The sequence below is a fragment of the Pseudoalteromonas sp. APC 3250 genome (assembly GCF_030407915.1).
GTDB classification, from domain to species: Bacteria; Pseudomonadota; Gammaproteobacteria; order Enterobacterales; family Alteromonadaceae; genus Pseudoalteromonas; species Pseudoalteromonas tetraodonis.
Genome location: NZ_JASDCM010000009.1, coordinates 43,368 through 63,337 on the forward strand (window position 1 = coordinate 43,368; position 19,970 = coordinate 63,337).

Below are 19,970 nucleotides of genomic sequence, written 5' to 3' on the forward strand. Positions count from 1 at the left end.
GTCAACAGACCCTAAGGTTTTTTAATTTTCTTAATATCTAGCATATGAGAGCCATGCTTAATTTTAGTCTCTAAATACGCCTTGTTACCTGAAAGCCCAGCTTTAATGTGTGCATGAGTGCCCACAACAGAGTCCACCTCTATGCCAGCATCTTTTAATGCGTTAAGCTTTTTAGGATTGTTAGTCATTAATTTTACATGCTTTAAATTAAGCGCATTGAGCATTAATACAGCATCCGAAAAATCACGTAAATCATCAGCAAAGCCCAAATGATTGTTGGCCTCGTAAGTGTTCATACCTTGTGACTGCAGTACATACGCATCAATTTTATTATATAAACCAATACCACGCCCTTCTTGGCGTAAATAAAGTAAAATACCGCCTTGTTCGTGCATCATTTCAATACACTCATTTAACTGCTCACCGCAATCACAACGTGACGAGTGAAACACATCACCGGTTAAGCATTCAGAGTGCATACGAATAAGCGGAACATCTTGCTCGGTATCGGCGTTTTTAAACACTAACGCAACATGCTCTTGGCCATCTTTTAAGCCACTAAAGGAAATAATTTCTGCAGGAATATCACTATTTTTGCCAACATTAAGCTGGACTCTTGCTCTTACTTGCGCCACGACCAATCCAAATATTAAAAAACTACGACACGATAAAGTGATAATATCACAAAATAGGTTAAATACACCGTAGTACAAGACTGTTTATGGCAAATATATGGCGACGATAGCGACTATTTTCAATCTTAAACCGCAAATATATTACTAGCGAGCGTTTACCTTGATTTACCTAAAGTGATGACATATACATAAGGATTTGCTAATTTGTTATCGACAAATAATAGGGATCATTATGAAATTAAACAAACTTGCATTACTGATGGGCTTAGGTTTATCTGTATTGAGCACCACGTCATTTGCCGAACAAACAAATAACGCTCAAGCCGTTTTCAACGACGCGTATCAAAATTACTTAAATGCGATTAAAACCAAAGAAAATGTGCAACAAGCCGCGGAGCAGGCTTACACATTAGGTAAAACTGTTTACGGTGAAAATGCTGATAACACCGCAAACTTAGCGATTAACTATGCAAAATCAATTAATCGATACGGTAAACAGTGGATTGAAAAGCGTTTTTCGCTCTATCAACAAGCCTATACTATTTTAGCTACTAACCATGGTAAGCAATCGCCTGAAACCATTGATGCTTTAGTCGGTATGGCTAGTTTTGCCCCTTCTGCTCAAAAAGCGGATTATTATTTAGAGCAAGTGATAGCAATCGCAAACACACAAAACAACCCTAAGTTTGTGGCTGATATGAAACTAGAAGCGGCAACCATACTAGCTAATAAATTCAGCTATGAAAAATACCGAGAAGCTAAAAACTACCTAGAAGAAGCCGATGAGTATTATCTGGCTAACTTACCTAAAAACTCAGTTGAACAAATAAAAGCTGATTTTTTAATGGCGTCATTTGCGGAAGGTCGAAAAAGATACGATCAAGCAATAGAACGACTTAACCGTGTAGTAAATGTGTTTGATGAAAGCTTAAGTTACGATCACAACGCCGAGCTTACCGCACACTCAAGATTGATTGGCTTGTATGAAAAACAAGGCAAAAGTGATGAAGCCACCAAACACTGCATCGCGATTGCTAAAATGGTGCCGTGGAAAGAAAGCCAAGAGCAAAAGCCGCTATACCGCGTTAACCCTAAATACCCTAAAAACAAGGCGCGATTTAGTAAAGATGGCAGTGTAGTTATGGAGTTTGAAGTAGATGAGTCTGGCTTTGTAAAAAATCCGCAAGTAATTAGTTCTGAAGGTGGCGTGGCCTTTGAAAAATCGGCAGTAGAAGCATTAGCGCAATGGCGTTATGCACCTAAGTTTGAACATGGAAAAGCGGTTGCAGCAACTTCCAAAGTACAGCTCGACTTTAAAGTAAACCGTTAATAACATACCAAAGGCGCTTTAAGCGCCTTTTTAGTTTATTCTACTTTAACTTAGCTAAAATGTTATCGCTGGCGGCCTCTATTAAATCAAGTACCTTTTCAAAGCCATCATCACCGCCATAGTAAGGGTCCGGAATAGCGCTTTGTGCTTGCTCGCCATACTCTAAAAATAACGCCAACTTATATTGCAAATGATCGGGGCAGCGTGCGGTTAGATCCGTCAGGTTTTGTTTATCGGCTGCTAAAATTAAATCAAACTCGCTAAAATCACTACTGCGCACCTTGCGTGAAAAAATACCTTTAAAACTATAACCACGTTTCTCGCCAGCTTGCATAGAGCGTTTATCTGGCGGATTACCTTCATGATGACCAATAGTCCCAGCCGAGTCCACTAGCAAATCAATGCCTAACTCTTTAGCGCGAGCTATTAATACCGCCTCTGCGGTAGGTGAACGACATATATTTCCCAAACACACTATCAGTACTTTTTTCACTTATAGCTCCTAAGCTTTTGCAAAAAATCAGTAATAAACATTATTTTAATGAGGCTAATATTTTTTGCTCGCCCTCAAGCATGCTCTGCATAGCGGTGCCCTGTTTTACCCGACTATGCAAAGCAGCAAGCTTAGGCCAGCGCGACTCATCAAGTTGCTCACCACCATGCTCCATATTCATTAACTGGCAGCTCACAGCAATGTCGGCAAGGGTTAAGCTCTCGCCAACAAAAAACTCGTTATCCCCTAAATAATCTTCTAAATAATCAAATAAAGGCGGTAGTTTTTCATTTAATGCACTTTGCACTAAGGCTTCATCGGTTGGCTTTTGCATTGTGGGGGCAATAATACGTTGCTGAAACACCGTAAATGTTGCAAAAGGAGCCAGCTCGTAATCTGCGTATTTTTCTAACCAGCGAACGGCTGCACGTTGCTCTATAGTATCACCGATTAAAGACGCTGAATTAGGGTATTTTTCATCAAGATATTGGCAGATAACGCTAGAATCCGCCAAACTTAACTCGTCGTCTTTTAGCGCCGGAATTCGCCCTAGAGGGTTCAGTTCTAAAAACCAATCAGGTTGATTAAACGGCGAGACTATTTCGAGTTTATAGTCGAGTTGTTTATGCGCTAAACATACACGCACTTTACGTACATAGGGAGAAAGCGGGACACCATAGAGAATTATGCTCATTGTGATTCCTATAAATTAAAACTGCTTTAAAATTGCGTCATCGTAGTCATCGGCATTAAGAGTTAAATTATATTTAGCCGCAACGCTATCTAACTCGGCTTGTTTAATCGCTAAATCATCCATGGTGATGGTGTTATCGTCAAGCTGCCATAACAAGCGTGAACCTGCATAACTATAGTGAATGGCTAATAGCGCATCAGGATTACCTTCACGTCCCGCCGCTTTAAGCTTTGCCATCTTGCGGGTAATTTTATTAAGCGCTTGTTTGAGCTCCCATACATACACCACCTCGGTCATAAAAGGATGTGTACGGTATTTATTTAACAACCAGCCAATACCAATACTAGTAACAATAACGCCTAATAAGTTCCAATGAAAATGACTACCACTTTCATCGGGAAATAATGCAATAAGCGTTTGTGAAATAGCTAAACTACCAATCGCTAAGCTTGCGGCACAACCGACTATAACGCGGTTTAAATGTTTACGATAACGAGCTTTATCTATTTGAATAAGTTGCATAGTTGCCTAAAATTAAAAAACTAAAAAATACACAGCCACCATTGTAGCTAAACCCACCACAGAGTTTCGACTCTTTTTAATAAAATACCCGTAGTTTTTGATTTAACGCCGGTTTTATACTTCTTGCAACATAAAACCAACCAACGATTTTATTTGCACCCACTTATTAGGCATAGGATAGTAGACAACAAATACGACTCAGTTTAGGACCATCATGATAAAAACACTGATTGCTGCAAGCTTAATTTTTTCTTCTTCTAATGCGTTAGCTAATTTAAACACACCGCTAACCCCAGAAGAATTGCGAATTGAAAAAGCCAGCCAAGCGATGCCTAGCGTGCTAAGCGCTTTTGCCAGCGAAGTTAATCAATTTGAGCAGCAATTCAAGTCACTCTCAAGCTATGCACAAGCCGTAGATGCCGTTAATGACTACTCAAAACGATTATGGTTTAGTGCAAAAAAACGCATCGCTACAACGCAAAACTTAGATGATCGCGCACTTTACTGGGCTCGCTTACAATCAAGCAAAATTATTCGCACCACAAAGCCTGCATTTTCGCTGAGCGCCGCGCAGCAAACAGTGTTATTAACACTTCTAGAGAATGGCAGCCGAGGCCGCACCAATCTTAGCTACTCACAAAACACCTCTAAAAAAATATTATTAACTGGATTTGACCCGTTTTTACTTGATAGAAATATAAACCAAAGCAACCCATCGGGTGTTGCAGCACTACTTCTTGATGGCCAAGTCATTAACTATAAAGGTATTAGTGCAGAAATAAACACAGTGATGGTGCCTGTGCGTTATGAAGACTTTGATCACGGTATTATAGAATCCTTACTTGCCCCTTATTACGCACTTAATAATGTTGATATGGTGGTTACCGTTAGCATGGGTAGTAAAGACTTTGACCTTGAGCGCTTTCCAGGCAAGCGCCGCAGTGTAACAGCGCCCGACAACGCCAATGTAGTGTATGGAGGCAGTAAAACAGCGCCGCTCATTCCAAGCTTGAACGACCGCCCATTACCAGGTACTGAGTTTGTAGAATTTAGCTTACCCGTTAGCGCTATGTTAAGCGCAAAAGGCCCTTTTGCGATTAATGATAATCATCATGTTATTACCCTCAAAAAAGACTTTGAGCCTAGCAGTTTTGACGAATTAAAAGAGGCAACTGCAGTACATGGCGGTGGCGGTGGTTACCTGTCTAACGAAATTTCGTATCGCAGTATTCGGCTGCGAAATCAGCTAAATTCAGATATTCCGACAGGACATATTCACACCCCACGAATTGCTCAGTTTGAACCCGAAACTGAAGCTAAAATAGTAAAGCAAATTCAAACTATGTTAGAGCGCAGTTTAGTAGCACTCTAACATCGTTTGCTTTTTCAACTTCAACGTTAGAACGACTATTAATTAATAAACGTAGGAGCACTTAAATGCTTCTACGTTTTTTTGCTTTAAACCGCTAAAAAAGCATGCTGAAATTACATTAAAATTGAAAGCGCTCTGTATCAATCTCGGCTATTTTATAATAAAAACTCATTACTTTAATTATTAACTAGATCTTCACAAATTGTGTTCTATGCTCATTTGAGGTACAAACCTTATTACAGGGACATAGTAATGCTCACAATTAACCACTTTTTTAATTCATTAAACTTAACAAAAAAACTTATCTCCGCCTTTTTAGTTGTTGCCCTAGTGCCAATAACAATAATTATTATTGTCGCAATTAATACAGCTTCAAACTCGATGACAGAACAGGTTTATTCGCGTTTAGACGCTGTGAGTAAAGTAAAACAAAGCGCTGTTAAACGCTATTTTAACAACATTGAAAAAAAGCTTAATGCGCTGCAAGCAAATCCAGAAATGGCCAATATTGCGACAAAGTTTATAGATGGATTTAATAATACCTCCCCTTCAACCTCATCAGAGTCTCTAAATCGCTTTTATAAAGAGTCTTTTGCTCCAAAATTTAAACAGCTAAACCCAACTGATACAGTTTCTTCATCTCTATTAAAGCAAATGAATCCAAAAAGTATTGAGCTGCAATCTCGTTATCTAGCTAATAACCCAAACCCAATCGGTGAAAAACAAAAACTAACCACCACAGAGCAATCAGACAGTTACGAGCAAGCGCACCGCCAATATCACCCTTATCTACGCGATATGACTAATATAAATAAGTTCTACGATATTTTCATTATCGACCCAGCAAATGGCAATATTGTTTACTCTGTTTATAAAGAAGTAGACTTTGCAACATCGCTGCAAACAGGCCCCTACGCTAAAAGTAATTTAGCGAACCTATTTAGACAATTAAAAGACAGCAGCAACCCACAAAAAATTGCTTTTGCAGATTATAAACAGTACTCCCCTTCATATAATGCCCCTGCAAGCTTTATAGGAAAGCCTATTGTTGTTGATGGTAAAACGGTTGCTATTTTAGCTGCCCAATTATCGATTGAAGATATTAATTCAATTATGAAAGAACGTGACGGGTTGGGCGAAAGCGGAGAAACCTACCTTGTTGGCCCTGAAGGGTTAATGCGCTCTGACTCTTATATTGATCCGAAAAATCACTCTGTAGAAAGCTCGTTTAGAAACCCAAATAAAGGCACTGTGAATACCTTATCTGTAATCAAAGCACTAAAAAATGAAAAAGGGCAGCATGTTATAAATGACTATAACAATGAAATGGTGCTCTCTGCATTTGCACCTGTAAATGTATTTAATGTTCGCTGGGCACTCATAGCAAAAATGGACGAACAAGAAGCTTTTGAGTCAATAACGACTCTTTCCCAACTACTCATTGTGATACTTTTTGTCACTATTTTTATTGTTACTATTGCCGCATATTGGTTTGCGCGAACACTCACGAAGCCAATACATGCATTGGCTGATACGATGAAAAAAGTGGAGCAACAAGGTGACTTTTCATTACGAGCAACTGTCTATTCAAGCGATGAAATAGGCGTTAGCACTCAAGCATTTAACACTCTTCTTGATGCTCTACAGTTATCTATTAGTGAAACAAATCGCGTTATGAACCAAATGGCTGCGGGTAAATTTGATCAACGTATTGAAGCACCATGTCGAGGAGAGTTAGCTACGTTAAAACAAGCAACCAACGATTGCGCAAGTTCACTAAACGGGGCAATAAACGAATTAAATAACATTGCGATTGCTATGGCTGACGGTCAATTTGATATTCAAATTAATGTCTCAATGTCAGGTGAATTAGGCACCTTAAAAAGTAATATTAACCAATCGCTTTCCTCAATAAACAACACAATGAATAGTATCGTAGATATTATGGCTAACGTAGAGCAAGGTAACTTTAAAGAGCAAATTACCTATCCAGCTAAAGGAAAACTTGCCCAGCTAAAAGACAGCGTGAATAACTCAGTGAATAGCTTAAGTATTGCCATAGATGGTATTAGTGACGTTATGAGTGCATTACGACAGGGCCAGTTTTCAGCGCAATTAGATGCTCCCTTAGCTGGACAGCTTGATATCTTAAAACAAGATATTAATTCCAGTATGGCTAATTTAAATAATGTAATGAATGAAATAGGTGAAGTCATGTCCTTTGTTAGTAAAGGTGACTTTAAAAAAATGATTAAAGGTGAAGCCAGCGGTCAACTTGAGCAGTTAAAAAGTAACATCAATACATCAATTACTGCTATTGATAATGCTCTAACTGAAATTTCATCAGTCATGCTAGCAATTAGTCAGGGGCGCTTTGATCATACTATTTCATCGACTATGACAGGCCAGCTAAATAGTTTAAAAACAGATATAAACCACTCGGTAACAAACCTTGAACATGTCATAAATGATCTTAATCAAGTAATGGCTGCAATGGCAAATGGCGATTTTTCTCATCAATTAAAACAACCATTGCAAGGCCAATTGGAAGATTTAAAAAATAATGTTAATGAGTCTACCTCATTAGTTTCATTAGCTATAAATGAAGTAAGTAGCGTTTTGTCAAACTTAGCTAAAGGTGACCTTACCAAAAATATAGAGGGGCAATATCAAGGCGTATTCAATACCCTTAAAAGCGACACCAACGCGACCATTGAGAAATTAACTAATGTCATTCAAGAAATTCAAGTATCAGCTGGCCAGGTTATGCAAAATGCAGGTGAAATAGCTTCAAGTAATACTGAAATAAGTAAACGCACAGAAGAGCAAGCAGCCAACCTTGAAGAGGCAAGCTCAAGTACTGAGCAAATGCTAGATGAGCTAACTAAAGTATCTGAACAATCAAAAAGTGCCGTGGCATTGGCAAGCAATGCAGAGCAAATTGCTGAAGAAGGAAACCAATTATCAATACAGACTGTTAGCGCGATTGATGAAGTAAATGAAGCCAGTAAAGACATTAACGAAATACTTTCGGTTATTGACAACCTCGCTTTTCAAACTAACTTGCTATCACTTAATGCCGCCGTAGAAGCAGCTAGGGCTGGCGACCACGGAAGAGGCTTTGCTGTAGTAGCTAATGAAGTCGGTGATTTAGCGGGGCGTAGTGCTAAATCAGCAAAGCAAATAAAAAGTATTATTGTAAACAGTAATCAAAAAATAGCACTTGGAACTGAATTAGCCGACACCTCAGGGAAAAAACTAAAACACATAATGCAAGCTGTTAGCGATGTTAATAAAAATATAATACATATAGCGCACTCAACCTCCGCACAAGAGCAAGCAATTAAAGAGGTTAATCTTGTTGTACAACGGTTAACGGGGCTAACTCAGGCTAACTCAGCGATTACAGAAGAAACAATGGCGGCGGCACGTCAAATGGCAGAACAAGCTACCGAGATGAGAGTACAACTTAATTACTTTCATCTAGAAAAAGAGCAATAATAACCTAAAGGCGCTGCTAGTGATTCTGCTAACGCTATGCCTTTTTTAACTTGAGAAACGCTATGAGCCATTATAATAATGGCTCATCATAAAGTTACGTCACTTTACCCGCTAAATTAAAACGTGGCTGGGTATATAGCTGGCTTTTAACTACCTCAGCTAAAATAGTTACTGCCTGCCAAATCTCTTCAAACGAGGTGTAAAGAGGTGTAAAACCAAAACGTAAAATATTAGGCGCACGAAAATCTGCAATTACCCCTTTTTCAATTAACGCTTGGCATATAGCAAACGCATCGGTATGTGAAAATGCTAGTTGGCTGCCTCTTTGGCTCGAATCCTCAGTAGAACATAAGCGTAAATCACTTAAGCATGAATGTGTTTGTACTAATTTAATAAATACCTCGGCAAGTGCAATCGACTTTTCTCTTACTTGAGAAATGTCTACGTCTTGCCATACATCAAGCGCAGCATCTAAAGCACTCATCGCAATCACACTAGGTGTGCCACATAAATACTGATTTATAGTATCAGCACCTTGATATATTGCATCAAAAGCAAATGGTTTGGCATGACCCATCCAACCTGATAAGGGTTGCTTCACAGCAGCTTGGTGGCGTTTAGCCACATATAAAAATGCAGGTGAGCCTGGGCCACCGTTTAAGTATTTATAGCCACAGCCAACGGCAAAATCAGCATTACAGTTATCAAGTTCAACTTGTAAAGCTCCCGCACTATGGGCTAGATCCCATATCACCAAAATGCCTTTCTCGTGGGCTAACTGGGTGAGCTTTTGCATATCCAGCAACTGACCGGTTCTAAAGTTGACCTGCGTTAATAGCAACACAGCCACTGAATCATTAAGGTTTTGCTCAATACTTTGCTCTGCCACTAATTTAAGCTGACATAAGTCGGGGCCTAATAGCTCACTTAGCCCCTGTACCATGTATAAGTCAGTAGGAAAGTTATCCTCGGTGGATAACACCACATTTCGCTCAGGATTTAACGATAATGCACTACTTAACAGTTTAAATAAGTTAACTGAAATAGAGTCACAACAAATCACTTGGCCTTTTGCTGCGCCAATAATCGGCGCTATTTTCTCTCCTACCTGAGTTGGTAAATCAATCCATTGGTGATCATTCCAACTTCTAATTAAGTGACTACCCCATTGTTGATTTACCACCTCTGCCACGCGCGACTTAACGGCTTTAGGCAAGGCACCTAGTGAATTACCATCGAGATAAATAGTGTCTGCGGGTAAATCAAATTCATCGCGTTTATTAGCCAGCGGATCGGCTTTATCAAGCGCTACAATCTCATTAAAATTCATTTTTATATCTCATTTAAATTTTTTATTAGTGTACTAAATGCCTCAGTTCCTGGGTGGATCCAATCAAAATGCCCCACGCCTTCGAGCATCACCACCGGGCGTTTAAGCTGCGCTAAATTAAAAGCGGGGACAATGGCATCTTTGTCGCCTTGTAAAATAATGCTTTGGGGATGAAGTGGCTGCTCACTCGGGTTAGCTTGCGTGTAAGCCTTAGGTTTATCAGTTGGCATACCTTGCATAAAATCTTTTGTCACTTTTTGACAGCTGTTATTACCACGTGCATATGCTTTTATATCAGTAATAGGGGCTAAGCCAATAACGCCTTTAAGCTGGCTTATTTCACCACCTGCAAGCAGTGCTAAATGTCCACCAGCAGAGTGCCCTACAGCAACCGAGTCAGCTAATTTAAACTCGCCATTATTGTAAGTACTTGCCGCTAAAATACCGGCTTTTATATCATTAAACGTTGCAGGCCAGCCACCACCGCTTGTACCACTTCTTCGATACTCTAATGACCACACATTAAAACCAGCTTGTGCAAGCCCCGTACTTAACGCATACGTGTGTTTAATATCGTACTCACTAAGCCAACAGCCACCATGGAGTAAAATAACTAACGGCGTTTGCACCAGTGCTTGCTTTGCGCGCCAAAGTAATGCGTACTGTGACTCATCACTGCCGTAGGCTATTTTTTCATCGGCTAAGTTAAATCCCAATGAAGCTACTTTTGCATAAGCCACATTATTTTCAACATCAGGAAATTCAACTGGTTGCTGCGAGGCACTATTTGCTAACAAAGGCCATACACTAAAAAATAAAACCACTAAGCTCTTCAAAATAAACTACTTCCTTTTTACCTAAAAACGGTATAACAAAATAACGCTGGTCAATCGTCTACAAACATTCTGTTGTACGACCTACCAGCGTTATAACGTCATTCATAATAAAATAAATATAGTGTTTATTGTTGTTTGAAAATTACGCCTTCTTTCATCACAAAATCAACATCCATTAAAGCGCTAATATCGCTAAGTGGGCTGGAATCTAAGGCAATAATATCGGCAAACTTACCAGGCTCTATAGTGCCTAAACTCTGGCTCATATCAATTAAATCAGCAGCATTGACGGTTGCCGACTTTAAAATATCGGAGGTACTCATACCGGCTTCATACATCAATACGGCTTCTTTTGCGTTAATACCGTGCTTTGATACGCCACTGTCAGTACCAAAAGCAATTTTAACGCCGGCTTTGTAAGCCTTAGTAAAGTTGTTGAGCATATCACCCCCCACTCTCGTTGCTTTAGCCTTAATAGGTGCAGACATAAAATCTGAATTTTTTGCCATATTAACCACGGTATCGCCAGCTAACAACGTTGGTACAAGGTAAGCGCCGGTTTCTTTAAAGAGCTTAATGCCCTCTTCATCGGTGTAACTGCCGTGTTCAATGCTATCAACCCCTGCACGAAGTGCGGCATTAATACCTTGTGCAGCATGGGCATGGCTTGCTACTTTTCGTCCTAACCCATGTGCAGTTTTTACAATGGCTTTGAGCTCATCGTCTTCCATTTGTTGACCTGTCCCCGTGGTGGTATCAGAAAGCACACCACCGGTAGAGGCCACTTTAATTAAATCCGCCCCATACTTAATTGCATAACGTGTTTTTTTACGACACTCAACTGCGCCATCACACACTGTTGGTGGCGTTTTTATGGTGAGTAAATCAGGACTCATACCATCAACATCTAAATGCCCACCAGTAATAGTAACTCCAGCACCGGCAATAATACGCGGACCATTAACCCAACCATTCGCCACCCCTTTTCGTAATGCGTACATTTGCTCGCTTTGGCTACCTACATCACGCACGGTGGTAAATCCCGCCATTAGGGTTTTATTAGCAAAATGAACACTGCGCATTGCAACATCTGCATCAGACATTTCAACCAGTTCTTTTTTATTATCTGGCCCAAGCTCACCTTGTAAATGCACATGCATATCCATAAGCCCTGGCATAACAAAGCTGGTCGATAAATCGATTAATTGGGCATCATCACCAAATCGAGAGGCCGGTAAAAAACCAGCGGATACAGACACTATTTTGCCATTTTCTATTACTACAGTTTGTTTTTGCTGTGATTTTTCGCCAGGGACGCTTAATAGCTCTCCCGCATGAATCACTTTAGTATTGGCTTGTGCATTGCTGGCGCAAAAATTTGCGGCTAAAAAAATCGAGGTAATAACACTCAATCGAAATATGCTCATGAAAATCTCCAATGATTCGCTTTTCGTTAACAGCAACGAAATAACGTTAAAATATTGTTATACAACCAATACCTTATCAGGAAAGTCACAAAAACAAACCTGAAATACGTTTTTAGTAAAAATTCTGACCACTATTTACACTGCCTTCAAACGGAAAAAATAAAAGAAGATGTCTATACTCAACCATATTGTTGTAATACTTTTCATATGTAGGGAGCTTATGGATATTAAAGACATAAATATTGCACTGCTAGAAAAATGCAACTTTCTTTTAATGGTATTTGATAACCATGATCAGCTCAGTTATCTCTCAGATGGGTGGTCAGAGCTAAATATTACAACCAAAAACATGCCAACCATTGAAAGCCTGTATGCCTGTTGTACAACTCAAAGCAAAACACTATTACAACAACAAATTCTCGCACTAAAATCGCAACATAATGAGTTAGACCAATTTGATATTGAGCTCACATTTGCAACCGATTACTCTATTAAACTGAATTGCTGCTTACATAATGTGGATCAAAACCAACACCAATATATGGTTTTAGTTTTTAACCAGCATTTTTCCCAAGTGTCCTCTGTTATTAGTAATAACGAATTACAAACCATCATAGAAAACGCAGGCGAAGTTTTAAAAGTAGGTTATTGGCAGCTCGACTGTAATAGCAACCAATTATTTTGGACCGATGAAATTTACACTATCCATGGTGTTGCCCCTAGTCGCTATTCACCACAGTTAGATACTGCAATAAACTTTTATCATGCAGATGATAAGCCCAAAATAGCCAGCGCTGTCGAAAATGCGCTTTTAACGGGGCAAGAATGGAGTTGTATAAAATTACGTGTTGTAGATGACGACCAACAAGAACGCACTGTGATATCAAGCGGTAACGTATCAAGAAATAAAAATGGTGAAATTACTAAGCTATACGGCATTTTTCAGGATATAACAGGAAGTGAAAAAATAGCCCTTGAACGAGACTTTTTAGTTACCGCACTCAAAGAAACTACGGTAGGAATGGTCATTGCCGATAAAAATAAGCATGTTATTTGGGTTAATGGATCATTCGAAAAAATGACAGGGTATAGCCTTTTTGAAGTTGAAGGCAAAAAGCTCGGATCTATTTTACAAGGTGAAAACACTGATTTAAAAACGATAGCTAAACTTAAAACTCACCTCAAAAAAGGGCTGCCTATAAGCACCCGAATTTTAAACTACACCAAAAGTGGGGAACCCTATTGGAATGAGTTGGCAATATCGCCGATTTATAGAGATGGAAAAATCGCTTATTACTTTGCGGTGCAAAACGATGTAAGCAAAGAAATAAACATAGAACACAAACTCATAGCCCTTAATACCAGTTTAGAGCAAAGAATACAGGCACGCACTCAAGAACTATTTACACTTAACAAAGAGTTAGAAAAACAGGCTAATGTAGACCCACTTACAGGATGTTTAAATAGGCGAACCTTATACAGGTTCCTTACCGATGAGCTATTAAAAACACAAGATGAAAATACCTATATTTCATTATTAATGCTCGATATAGATCACTTTAAAGCCATAAATGATAACTACGGCCACGAAGCTGGAGATAAGGGTTTAAAAGAACTCGCTAATATTTTACATGGCCTCACCAGAAAAAATGACGCCGTATTTCGCCTTGGCGGTGAAGAGTTTTTAATTATTATGCCTAACACAAACAAAGCCGAAGCTAAGCAAGCCGCTGAGCGTATTAAAAACGCAGTGAATGAACATAAAGTTTACTATCGTAATAAAAATATTAGCTTTACTGTCAGTATTGGACTGCTTACCCACGATGGCACAATTAGCCTACAAAGCAGCTTAAAATACGTTGATGACTATTTATACGAGGCAAAAAATAGTGGTCGAAATAAAATTGTTGATTGACTCGCTATAAGACGGATTGCTTTAAATCAATTCGTAAAAATTTAAAAGGTCATATAAGCTAAATACTTAAGCACAATATTTTAGCTTAAATTTTCAACAGCAGATAAACTCGTAAATAAAAATACACTTTAAGCAAATTGACATTAAACGCGTATTTTTTCATTTTATACTAGGGTCTGTTGACCTTTGCGGATTAAAATTTGTTCAAGCTAGGGGCGGTTTAATCGCGGCGCGAGGTTTGTAACCTAGTGGGCTAAGTAAAAACCGAGCAACAAAGAGTAAATCGCCCCTAGGCAGAACCCTTCGGGCAGCGCCTGTTTGGTATTGATGCTGCGTTATCGCCTATTTATGGGGAACAACCACACCACATAGGCGCTGCCTTGCCTAAATGCCAAACAGACTGCTGCAAATTTAACCTTGAAAGGTCAACAGACCCTAGCTAATGCGTTATTATTTTTATTCTATTACTCATTGTTAAGCATAACAAAAACAAGGTTACATAATGATAAAAGCGTCAACACCTGAGGATGAACTATCACGGCTAAAAGACTTATATGAGTATGACGTTTTAGACACTGAAGCTGAAAAATCCTTTGACGATTTAACCCAGCTTGCATCTGATATTTGCGAAACGCCAATCTCACTAATAAGTCTTGTTGATCCTGACAGGCAATGGTTTAAGTCAAAGCATGGTATTGATGTAGCCGAAACCGCACGAGATATTTCGTTTTGTTCTCACGCAATTCTAGAAAACCAAGTATTCGAAGTTCAAAATGCACTTACTGACACCCGCTTTCACGATAATCCCTTAGTTACAAACGACCCAAATATTCGCTTTTATGCAGGTGCACCTCTGATCACACCAAGAGGAAACGCTATAGGTACGTTATGTGTTATTAGCGATAAACCAAAAAAGCTTTCAAGCAAACAAATAAATGCACTCACGGTTTTGAGCAAAGAGGTCATTGCGCAATTAGAGCTTCGGCTTAATAATAAAAAGCTGTTTATGGCGTTAGAAAAACAAAAAGAACACAATAAAGAGCTAGAAAAGTTAAAAGAAGCCGCGGATATCGCCAATAACACAAAGAGTAAATTTTTGGCAAATATGACTCATGAGCTGAGAACCCCATTACATGGAATTTTAAATTTAGCTGAGTTTGCTATCTCAGAGACCACAACAGAGGAAAAAAACAGCACCTTAAAAAGCATATTAAAGTCAGCACATTACTTATCAAATATTGTTAACGATATTTTAGACTTTTCTAAAATTGAGGCTGGCAAATTAGAAATTGAACATATCAACTTCAGTCTTAATGAGGTTATTAGCGATGTAATAAAACCCCTGTTACAGCAGGCATCTGCTAAAGGCATAAAGCTGATTACATCGATAGACCCAAAAATAGCAGACAATTTAAAAGGCGATCCTCTTCGGATTTCGCAAATTTTAAATAACCTGTGCTCAAATGCGATTAAATTTACCAACTTTGGCCAAGTAGAACTGAAGATAAGTGTTAAAAATAGTACATTGCAAACACAAGTACTCACCTTTGAAGTTATTGATACAGGCCTTGGTGTTAATGAGACTGTTCAAGAGCATTTATTTAAAGAATTTCATCAGGCCGACTCATCAACCTCAAGGAAATATGGAGGCACAGGTTTAGGCTTATCAATTTGCGCTCGTTTAAGTGAGTTAATGCAGGGGCACCTTAGCTTTACCAGCAAAATAGATAAGGGCTCCACGTTTACCTATGAGCAAAGCTTTGAGATTGCTTTATTGCCACCAACCTCGAAGCAGTGCACTGATATAACAAACCTTCAAGGTAGTACTGTTTTAATTGCCGAAGATAATAAAATAAATCAGCTTATTATTGTTAAAATGCTCAAAGCACATAATGCTAATTTAATTATCGCAGAGGACGGTAAAGAATGCGTTAAGTACTTCAAGGAGCACTCGGTAGACTTAATTTTCATGGATATACAAATGCCTGAAATGGATGGCATAAAAGCTACGCAAGCTATTAGAGCGCTTCCTACAGGTAAAACCGTTCCGATTATAGCTATGACAGCAAATACCCTAAAACAAGACATTGAGCATTATTTAGATATTGGTATGGATGGCTACTTAACTAAACCGTTTGATAAAGTTAAGATCAATAGCTTACTCAATGTTTATAATCCTAAAAACCTCAACCTAAAAAACTTAGCAGTAAAAATTAGCGATCCTAATGTTTCTAGCGACCGGAAGCTAAAGCAAATATGCAAAGAGTTAAAAGCGCTTATTCCCAATGCTAATCGAGTGAGCCTTTGGTTATTTAATAAGGAATACAGTACATTAAATTGCTTAATTTGCCTTGATGAAAATAATGACGTGTCAAGTGGAACTGTTCTATACACAGAAAACTCCCCTGCTTATTTCAACTATATTTTAGCTAACCAAGTACTCGACGCTTCTGATGCCAGAAATAACGAAGTAACCAAGCCGTTCTCCCACTCTTACTTTGAGCCACTCGATATTTATTCTTTACTTGATTACATTTATACACTTAATAGCAAACCGTTAGGTGTCATTTGTTGTGAAAGTGTGGGCTCAAAGGTAACTTGGAGTCAAGCTGATAAAAAGTCGTTAATCAAAGTCGCAGACGTTACTAACTTGTTTTTATCTAAACAAATAAAGCATGAATAAAACAGGCCTATTTAGTGGCTAAAATTACCACTAAATAGGGATAAAACTATTATCAGCCCTTCGTATTAAGCCTGCTCTAACTCACGCTGGGTTTGTTGTTTATCTGCTTTAACCGGCTTTATTTTAAAGAAAAAAGTATACACAACCGGAACAAACCCTAATGTTAAAATTGTTCCCATTGCAAGACCAAACGCAATAGTGCTTGCTTGGCCATAAAACAAAACATCTTTAGATAAAATGAGCGGCATTAAGCCTATTATTGTTGTACAAGTAGACATTAATATAGGTCGTAAACGTCTTAAAGAAGCGCTGATCACCGCCTCATAATTTTGCTGATTATACTGCTCAGCGGTTTGTTGTTCACTGTGCTCAATTTGTTTACGTTCAATATTAATACGGTCAATTAATATAACCGCATTATTAATGATAATTCCGGCAAGCGCATATAGACCTAAAATAACCATAAACCCAAAGTTTGCCTGCATAATTAACAAACCAAAAGCGGCACCAATGATGATCAATGGCACAGTCAAAAACACAATACTAGTTGCACGGTAAGAGCGAAATTGCGCAATAATAATAAACACCATAATGGCAATACACAGCGGTAAGTTAGCTAAAATTGACGCTTGCGATTCCGCAGAGTCTCCAATTACACCGTCATATTCTATTTCATAACCAGGGGGTAATTTTTCTCTTATTTTATCAAGTTTTCCTTCAATTAATGGCACCATACTTTGCGCCGACATAATCTGATTTTTAGCTTGTACTGTTACAGTACGAAATAAATTTTCACGCGCAATACGCGCAAATTGCGTTTCATAGCGAATGTCGGCCACTTGCATTAAAGGAACATTAACGCCTCGAGCCGAAGAATAAACATTTACGCTGTTAATACGGTCTAGATCGTAACGTTCACTGTTTTGTGCCCTTAACACAATGGGGAATATGTCATCACCTTCACGAAACTCAGAGATTGTGCGTCCCGAAAAGTAGGTTTCTAATGCTTGGGCAACATCGTTTGAACTAACCCCAGCACGACGAGCATTTTGCTGGTTAACCTTAACTTTAAGTGTAGTAATGCGGTTTTCCCAATCACTTTTAATATCGAATGCGCCGTCTGTATTACGCAATAAGGTTTTAATTTCCTCGCTAATAGAATAAATATAATTACTGTCTGGGCCTTTAATTTGAATCTCTATCAGTGAAGAATCTGATGGCCCTAAAAACATTTTAGTGGCGCGCCCCATAACTTCAGGAAAGTCTTGAGCAAACATGTCGCGCACGCTATTTATTGTTGGCTCAGCTAGTTTTCGCTCTCCAACATCAATCATAAAGAATGCTTTTGAAGGCTCAGGATCAATCGGTGTGAGTGACAAAACAAACCGTGGCCCGCCAAATCCACCATAAGCAGCATATTTTTTAATATGCGGAAAACGCGCTTTATCATCCAATTTTTTTAAAATGGCTTGTATCGTTGCATCAGTTTTACGCATTGACGTGCCGGCTGGCATATCTAAATATACTAAAATTTGCGCGCGGTCGGAGTCTGGAAAAAACTTAGCAGGCACTAAACTCATAGCCCAACCACCAACAAAAAACAGCCCTAATATAACAACAACAAAAATTATGCGAGCGCGCATAATTCGTCTTAATACTTTTTCATAAAGCGGACTAAGGCTATCGAAAAATCCATTAATTTTACGGCGAATAATATTTTGCTTTTGCCTCGTTTCCTTTTTCACAAAGCGATGACACAAGTAAGTAGTAAAGGTTAGGCTCAACGCCCATGAAATAAGCAATGCAATTAACACCACCAGCGAAATAGAGCGTGTATATTCACCCGCACTACTTTGCGCCAACATCAATGGCAAAAACACAAGAATAGTAGTCAACGATGAGGTTAAAGAGGGTATCGCAAGCGTACCCGAGGTATTACGAATAGCTTCGTCACGCGTTTCGCCCTCTTCTATACGCTTTTTAAAATCTTCAGCCATTATTATGCCATCATCAACCAGTAGCCCAAGCGCTATAATTAACGTGGCAAGCGACATACGCTCCAGCGGAATACCCATGAAGTTCATAATTGAAAGCGTGATTAGAATAGCTGCAGGTACAATCGAACCTACAATCAAGCCAGTGCGTAGACCTAAAAACATAATAACCACAATAGAGACAACAACAATGGTTTGTAACACACTAAAGCTCACACCAAATACAGCATCGGCAACCACATCGGCTTGGCGGGTAATATTTTTTAATTGATAGCCCGCAGGTATAGTTTGATTAATTTGAGCTATCATCGCTTCCATTTTAGGAGTGAACTTCAGCACATCCGCTTGTTCATCCTTAGAGATTGCAAAAATAATGGCTTGACGGCCATTGTAGTAACTTGTTCTTGAAGGGGGGTCGATCACTTCACGGCTTATTTTGGCAATATCACGTAATAAGACGGTTTGTGATTGATTGGGAACAGTGATCAGCGTATTGCGTATATCAGCTAGGCTTTGGTAATTCCCAGAAGGCTGGATAATAAAGTTTTCACCATCGGCATCAATAATGCCACTGGGACGTATAATATTTTGATTTTTTAAAGCCGCAATCAATTGTGTGGGTGCAATCCCTAATTGAGCGAGCTTAGCGTTTTTAGTTTCAATAAAAATACGCTCTTGCTGAATGCCTAAAATATCAATTTTTTTTGTGCCTTCGACTTGATGCATCATATCGGCAATATGTTGCGCCACATCTTGGCGATCCCCCATGCTATAAGCGGGATCTGCAATAAGTGCCACCGTTAACACGGCAACATCACCAAAATCATCATTAATCACATAAGGTAAAGCACCACTGGGTAGCTCGCCTCGAACCGCGTTAATTTGGTCGCGCAGGATATCCCACTGCTGATCAAACTCACTTTGCTCAACACTTTGCTTGAGCTCTGCGTGAATAATAGAGCGGCCTGGAATAGATACTGAGCGAATTTCGGCAATACTGGGCATTTCACGTATCGCTTCTTCGAGTGTTTTAGTGATCAACAGCTCTACTTTTTTTGCGCTCATGCCAGGGTAAGCGGTTGTTACAACCGCCTCACGAATTTTTATTTTAGGATCTTCTTGTTTGGGTAGTTGATAATAACTAAATGCGCCAAATAGCATAAGGCCAAAGACGATGGCCAGCATCAAGCGATTATGATCAAGAGCAAGCTCTGAAATAGTAGGGATTTTCATCGTTT

At 39.1% G+C, this 19,970-nt stretch carries 13 protein-coding genes; 5 read left to right on the forward strand and 8 right to left on the reverse strand.

The window, feature by feature from the left end; translation table 11 throughout:
- Nucleotides 1-11 precede the first annotated feature (11 nt).
- Nucleotides 12-635 (reverse strand): GTP cyclohydrolase II, encoded by a 624-nt coding sequence (gene ribA, locus QL986_RS11095; protein WP_008465954.1) that lies wholly within the window; start codon nt 633-635, stop codon nt 12-14.
- A gap of 232 nt (nt 636-867) precedes the next feature.
- Between ribA and QL986_RS11100 the strand changes: the two genes are divergently transcribed.
- Complete coding sequence (locus QL986_RS11100) at nt 868-1,965, forward strand: TonB family protein (RefSeq protein WP_024601252.1); 1,098 nt, start codon at nt 868-870, stop codon at nt 1,963-1,965.
- A gap of 40 nt (nt 1,966-2,005) precedes the next feature.
- On the opposite strand, the gene QL986_RS11105 is transcribed toward QL986_RS11100, so the two are convergent.
- Genes QL986_RS11105 through QL986_RS11115 form a run of 3 tightly spaced genes read right to left on the reverse strand, consistent with a single transcriptional unit; the run spans nt 2,006 to nt 3,674 of the window.
- Nucleotides 2,006-2,458, reverse strand: a complete 453-nt coding sequence (locus QL986_RS11105; protein ID WP_024601251.1) for a low molecular weight protein-tyrosine-phosphatase — start codon at nt 2,456-2,458, stop codon at nt 2,006-2,008.
- Nucleotides 2,459-2,498: 40 nt separating this feature from the next.
- Nucleotides 2,499-3,152, reverse strand: coding sequence for a glutathione S-transferase family protein (locus QL986_RS11110; protein WP_024601250.1), 654 nt, complete (start codon nt 3,150-3,152; stop codon nt 2,499-2,501).
- 15 nt (nt 3,153-3,167) lie between these two features.
- Nucleotides 3,168-3,674, reverse strand: a complete 507-nt coding sequence (locus QL986_RS11115) for a DUF3087 domain-containing protein (protein WP_008115114.1) — start codon at nt 3,672-3,674, stop codon at nt 3,168-3,170.
- A 214-nt stretch (nt 3,675-3,888) separates the two neighbouring features.
- Between QL986_RS11115 and QL986_RS11120 the strand changes: the two genes are divergently transcribed.
- Nucleotides 3,889-5,046, forward strand: coding sequence for a hypothetical protein (locus QL986_RS11120; RefSeq protein ID WP_290191534.1), 1,158 nt, complete (start codon nt 3,889-3,891; stop codon nt 5,044-5,046).
- Between the two features lie 252 nt (nt 5,047-5,298).
- Nucleotides 5,299-8,547: a methyl-accepting chemotaxis protein gene (locus QL986_RS11125; RefSeq protein WP_290191535.1), complete on the forward strand. Its 3,249-nt coding sequence runs from the start codon at nt 5,299-5,301 to the stop codon at nt 8,545-8,547.
- Nucleotides 8,548-8,641: 94 nt separating this feature from the next.
- Here the strand turns inward: QL986_RS11125 and kynU are convergent, their stop codons facing one another.
- From kynU to QL986_RS11140, 3 genes are all read right to left on the reverse strand, one after another.
- Nucleotides 8,642-9,877: a kynureninase gene (gene kynU, locus QL986_RS11130; protein ID WP_024601247.1), complete on the reverse strand. Its 1,236-nt coding sequence runs from the start codon at nt 9,875-9,877 to the stop codon at nt 8,642-8,644.
- Nucleotides 9,878-9,879: 2 nt separating this feature from the next.
- On the reverse strand, nt 9,880-10,713 hold the full coding sequence (locus QL986_RS11135; RefSeq protein ID WP_024601246.1) for an alpha/beta hydrolase: 834 nt from the start codon (nt 10,711-10,713) through the stop codon (nt 9,880-9,882).
- A 125-nt stretch (nt 10,714-10,838) separates the two neighbouring features.
- Complete coding sequence (locus QL986_RS11140) at nt 10,839-12,140, reverse strand: amidohydrolase family protein (protein WP_024601245.1); 1,302 nt, start codon at nt 12,138-12,140, stop codon at nt 10,839-10,841.
- Nucleotides 12,141-12,360: 220 nt separating this feature from the next.
- Here QL986_RS11140 and QL986_RS11145 point away from each other — a divergent pair, with 220 nt between their 5' ends.
- Both QL986_RS11145 and QL986_RS11150 read left to right on the forward strand, forming a co-directional pair.
- A complete protein-coding gene (locus tag QL986_RS11145; protein WP_024601244.1) occupies nt 12,361-14,055 on the forward strand; it encodes a sensor domain-containing diguanylate cyclase in 1,695 nt (564 codons plus the stop codon).
- Nucleotides 14,056-14,557: 502 nt separating this feature from the next.
- Nucleotides 14,558-16,738, forward strand: coding sequence for a response regulator (locus QL986_RS11150; protein WP_024601243.1), 2,181 nt, complete (start codon nt 14,558-14,560; stop codon nt 16,736-16,738).
- A 65-nt stretch (nt 16,739-16,803) separates the two neighbouring features.
- On the opposite strand, the gene QL986_RS11155 is transcribed toward QL986_RS11150, so the two are convergent.
- Nucleotides 16,804-19,965, reverse strand: a complete 3,162-nt coding sequence (locus tag QL986_RS11155; RefSeq protein WP_138687068.1) for an efflux RND transporter permease subunit — start codon at nt 19,963-19,965, stop codon at nt 16,804-16,806.
- Nucleotides 19,966-19,970 lie beyond the last annotated feature (5 nt).

Bases quoted from the DNA above. Each gene is read 5' to 3' on its own strand.
- QL986_RS11140 (WP_024601245.1), bottom strand. From the start codon at position 12,140: ATGAGCATATTTCGATTGAGTGTTATTACCTCGATTTTTTTAGCCGCA.
- QL986_RS11100 (WP_024601252.1), top strand. From the start codon at position 868: ATGAAATTAAACAAACTTGCATTACTGATGGGCTTAGGTTTATCTGTA.
- QL986_RS11150 (WP_024601243.1), top strand. From the start codon at position 14,558: ATGATAAAAGCGTCAACACCTGAGGATGAACTATCACGGCTAAAAGAC.
- QL986_RS11145 (WP_024601244.1), top strand. From the start codon at position 12,361: ATGGATATTAAAGACATAAATATTGCACTGCTAGAAAAATGCAACTTT.
- QL986_RS11155 (WP_138687068.1), bottom strand. From the start codon at position 19,965: ATGAAAATCCCTACTATTTCAGAGCTTGCTCTTGATCATAATCGCTTG.
- QL986_RS11110 (WP_024601250.1), bottom strand. From the start codon at position 3,152: ATGAGCATAATTCTCTATGGTGTCCCGCTTTCTCCCTATGTACGTAAA.
- QL986_RS11115 (WP_008115114.1), bottom strand. From the start codon at position 3,674: ATGCAACTTATTCAAATAGATAAAGCTCGTTATCGTAAACATTTAAAC.
- QL986_RS11125 (WP_290191535.1), top strand. From the start codon at position 5,299: ATGCTCACAATTAACCACTTTTTTAATTCATTAAACTTAACAAAAAAA.
- kynU (WP_024601247.1), bottom strand. From the start codon at position 9,877: ATGAATTTTAATGAGATTGTAGCGCTTGATAAAGCCGATCCGCTGGCT.
- QL986_RS11120 (WP_290191534.1), top strand. From the start codon at position 3,889: ATGATAAAAACACTGATTGCTGCAAGCTTAATTTTTTCTTCTTCTAAT.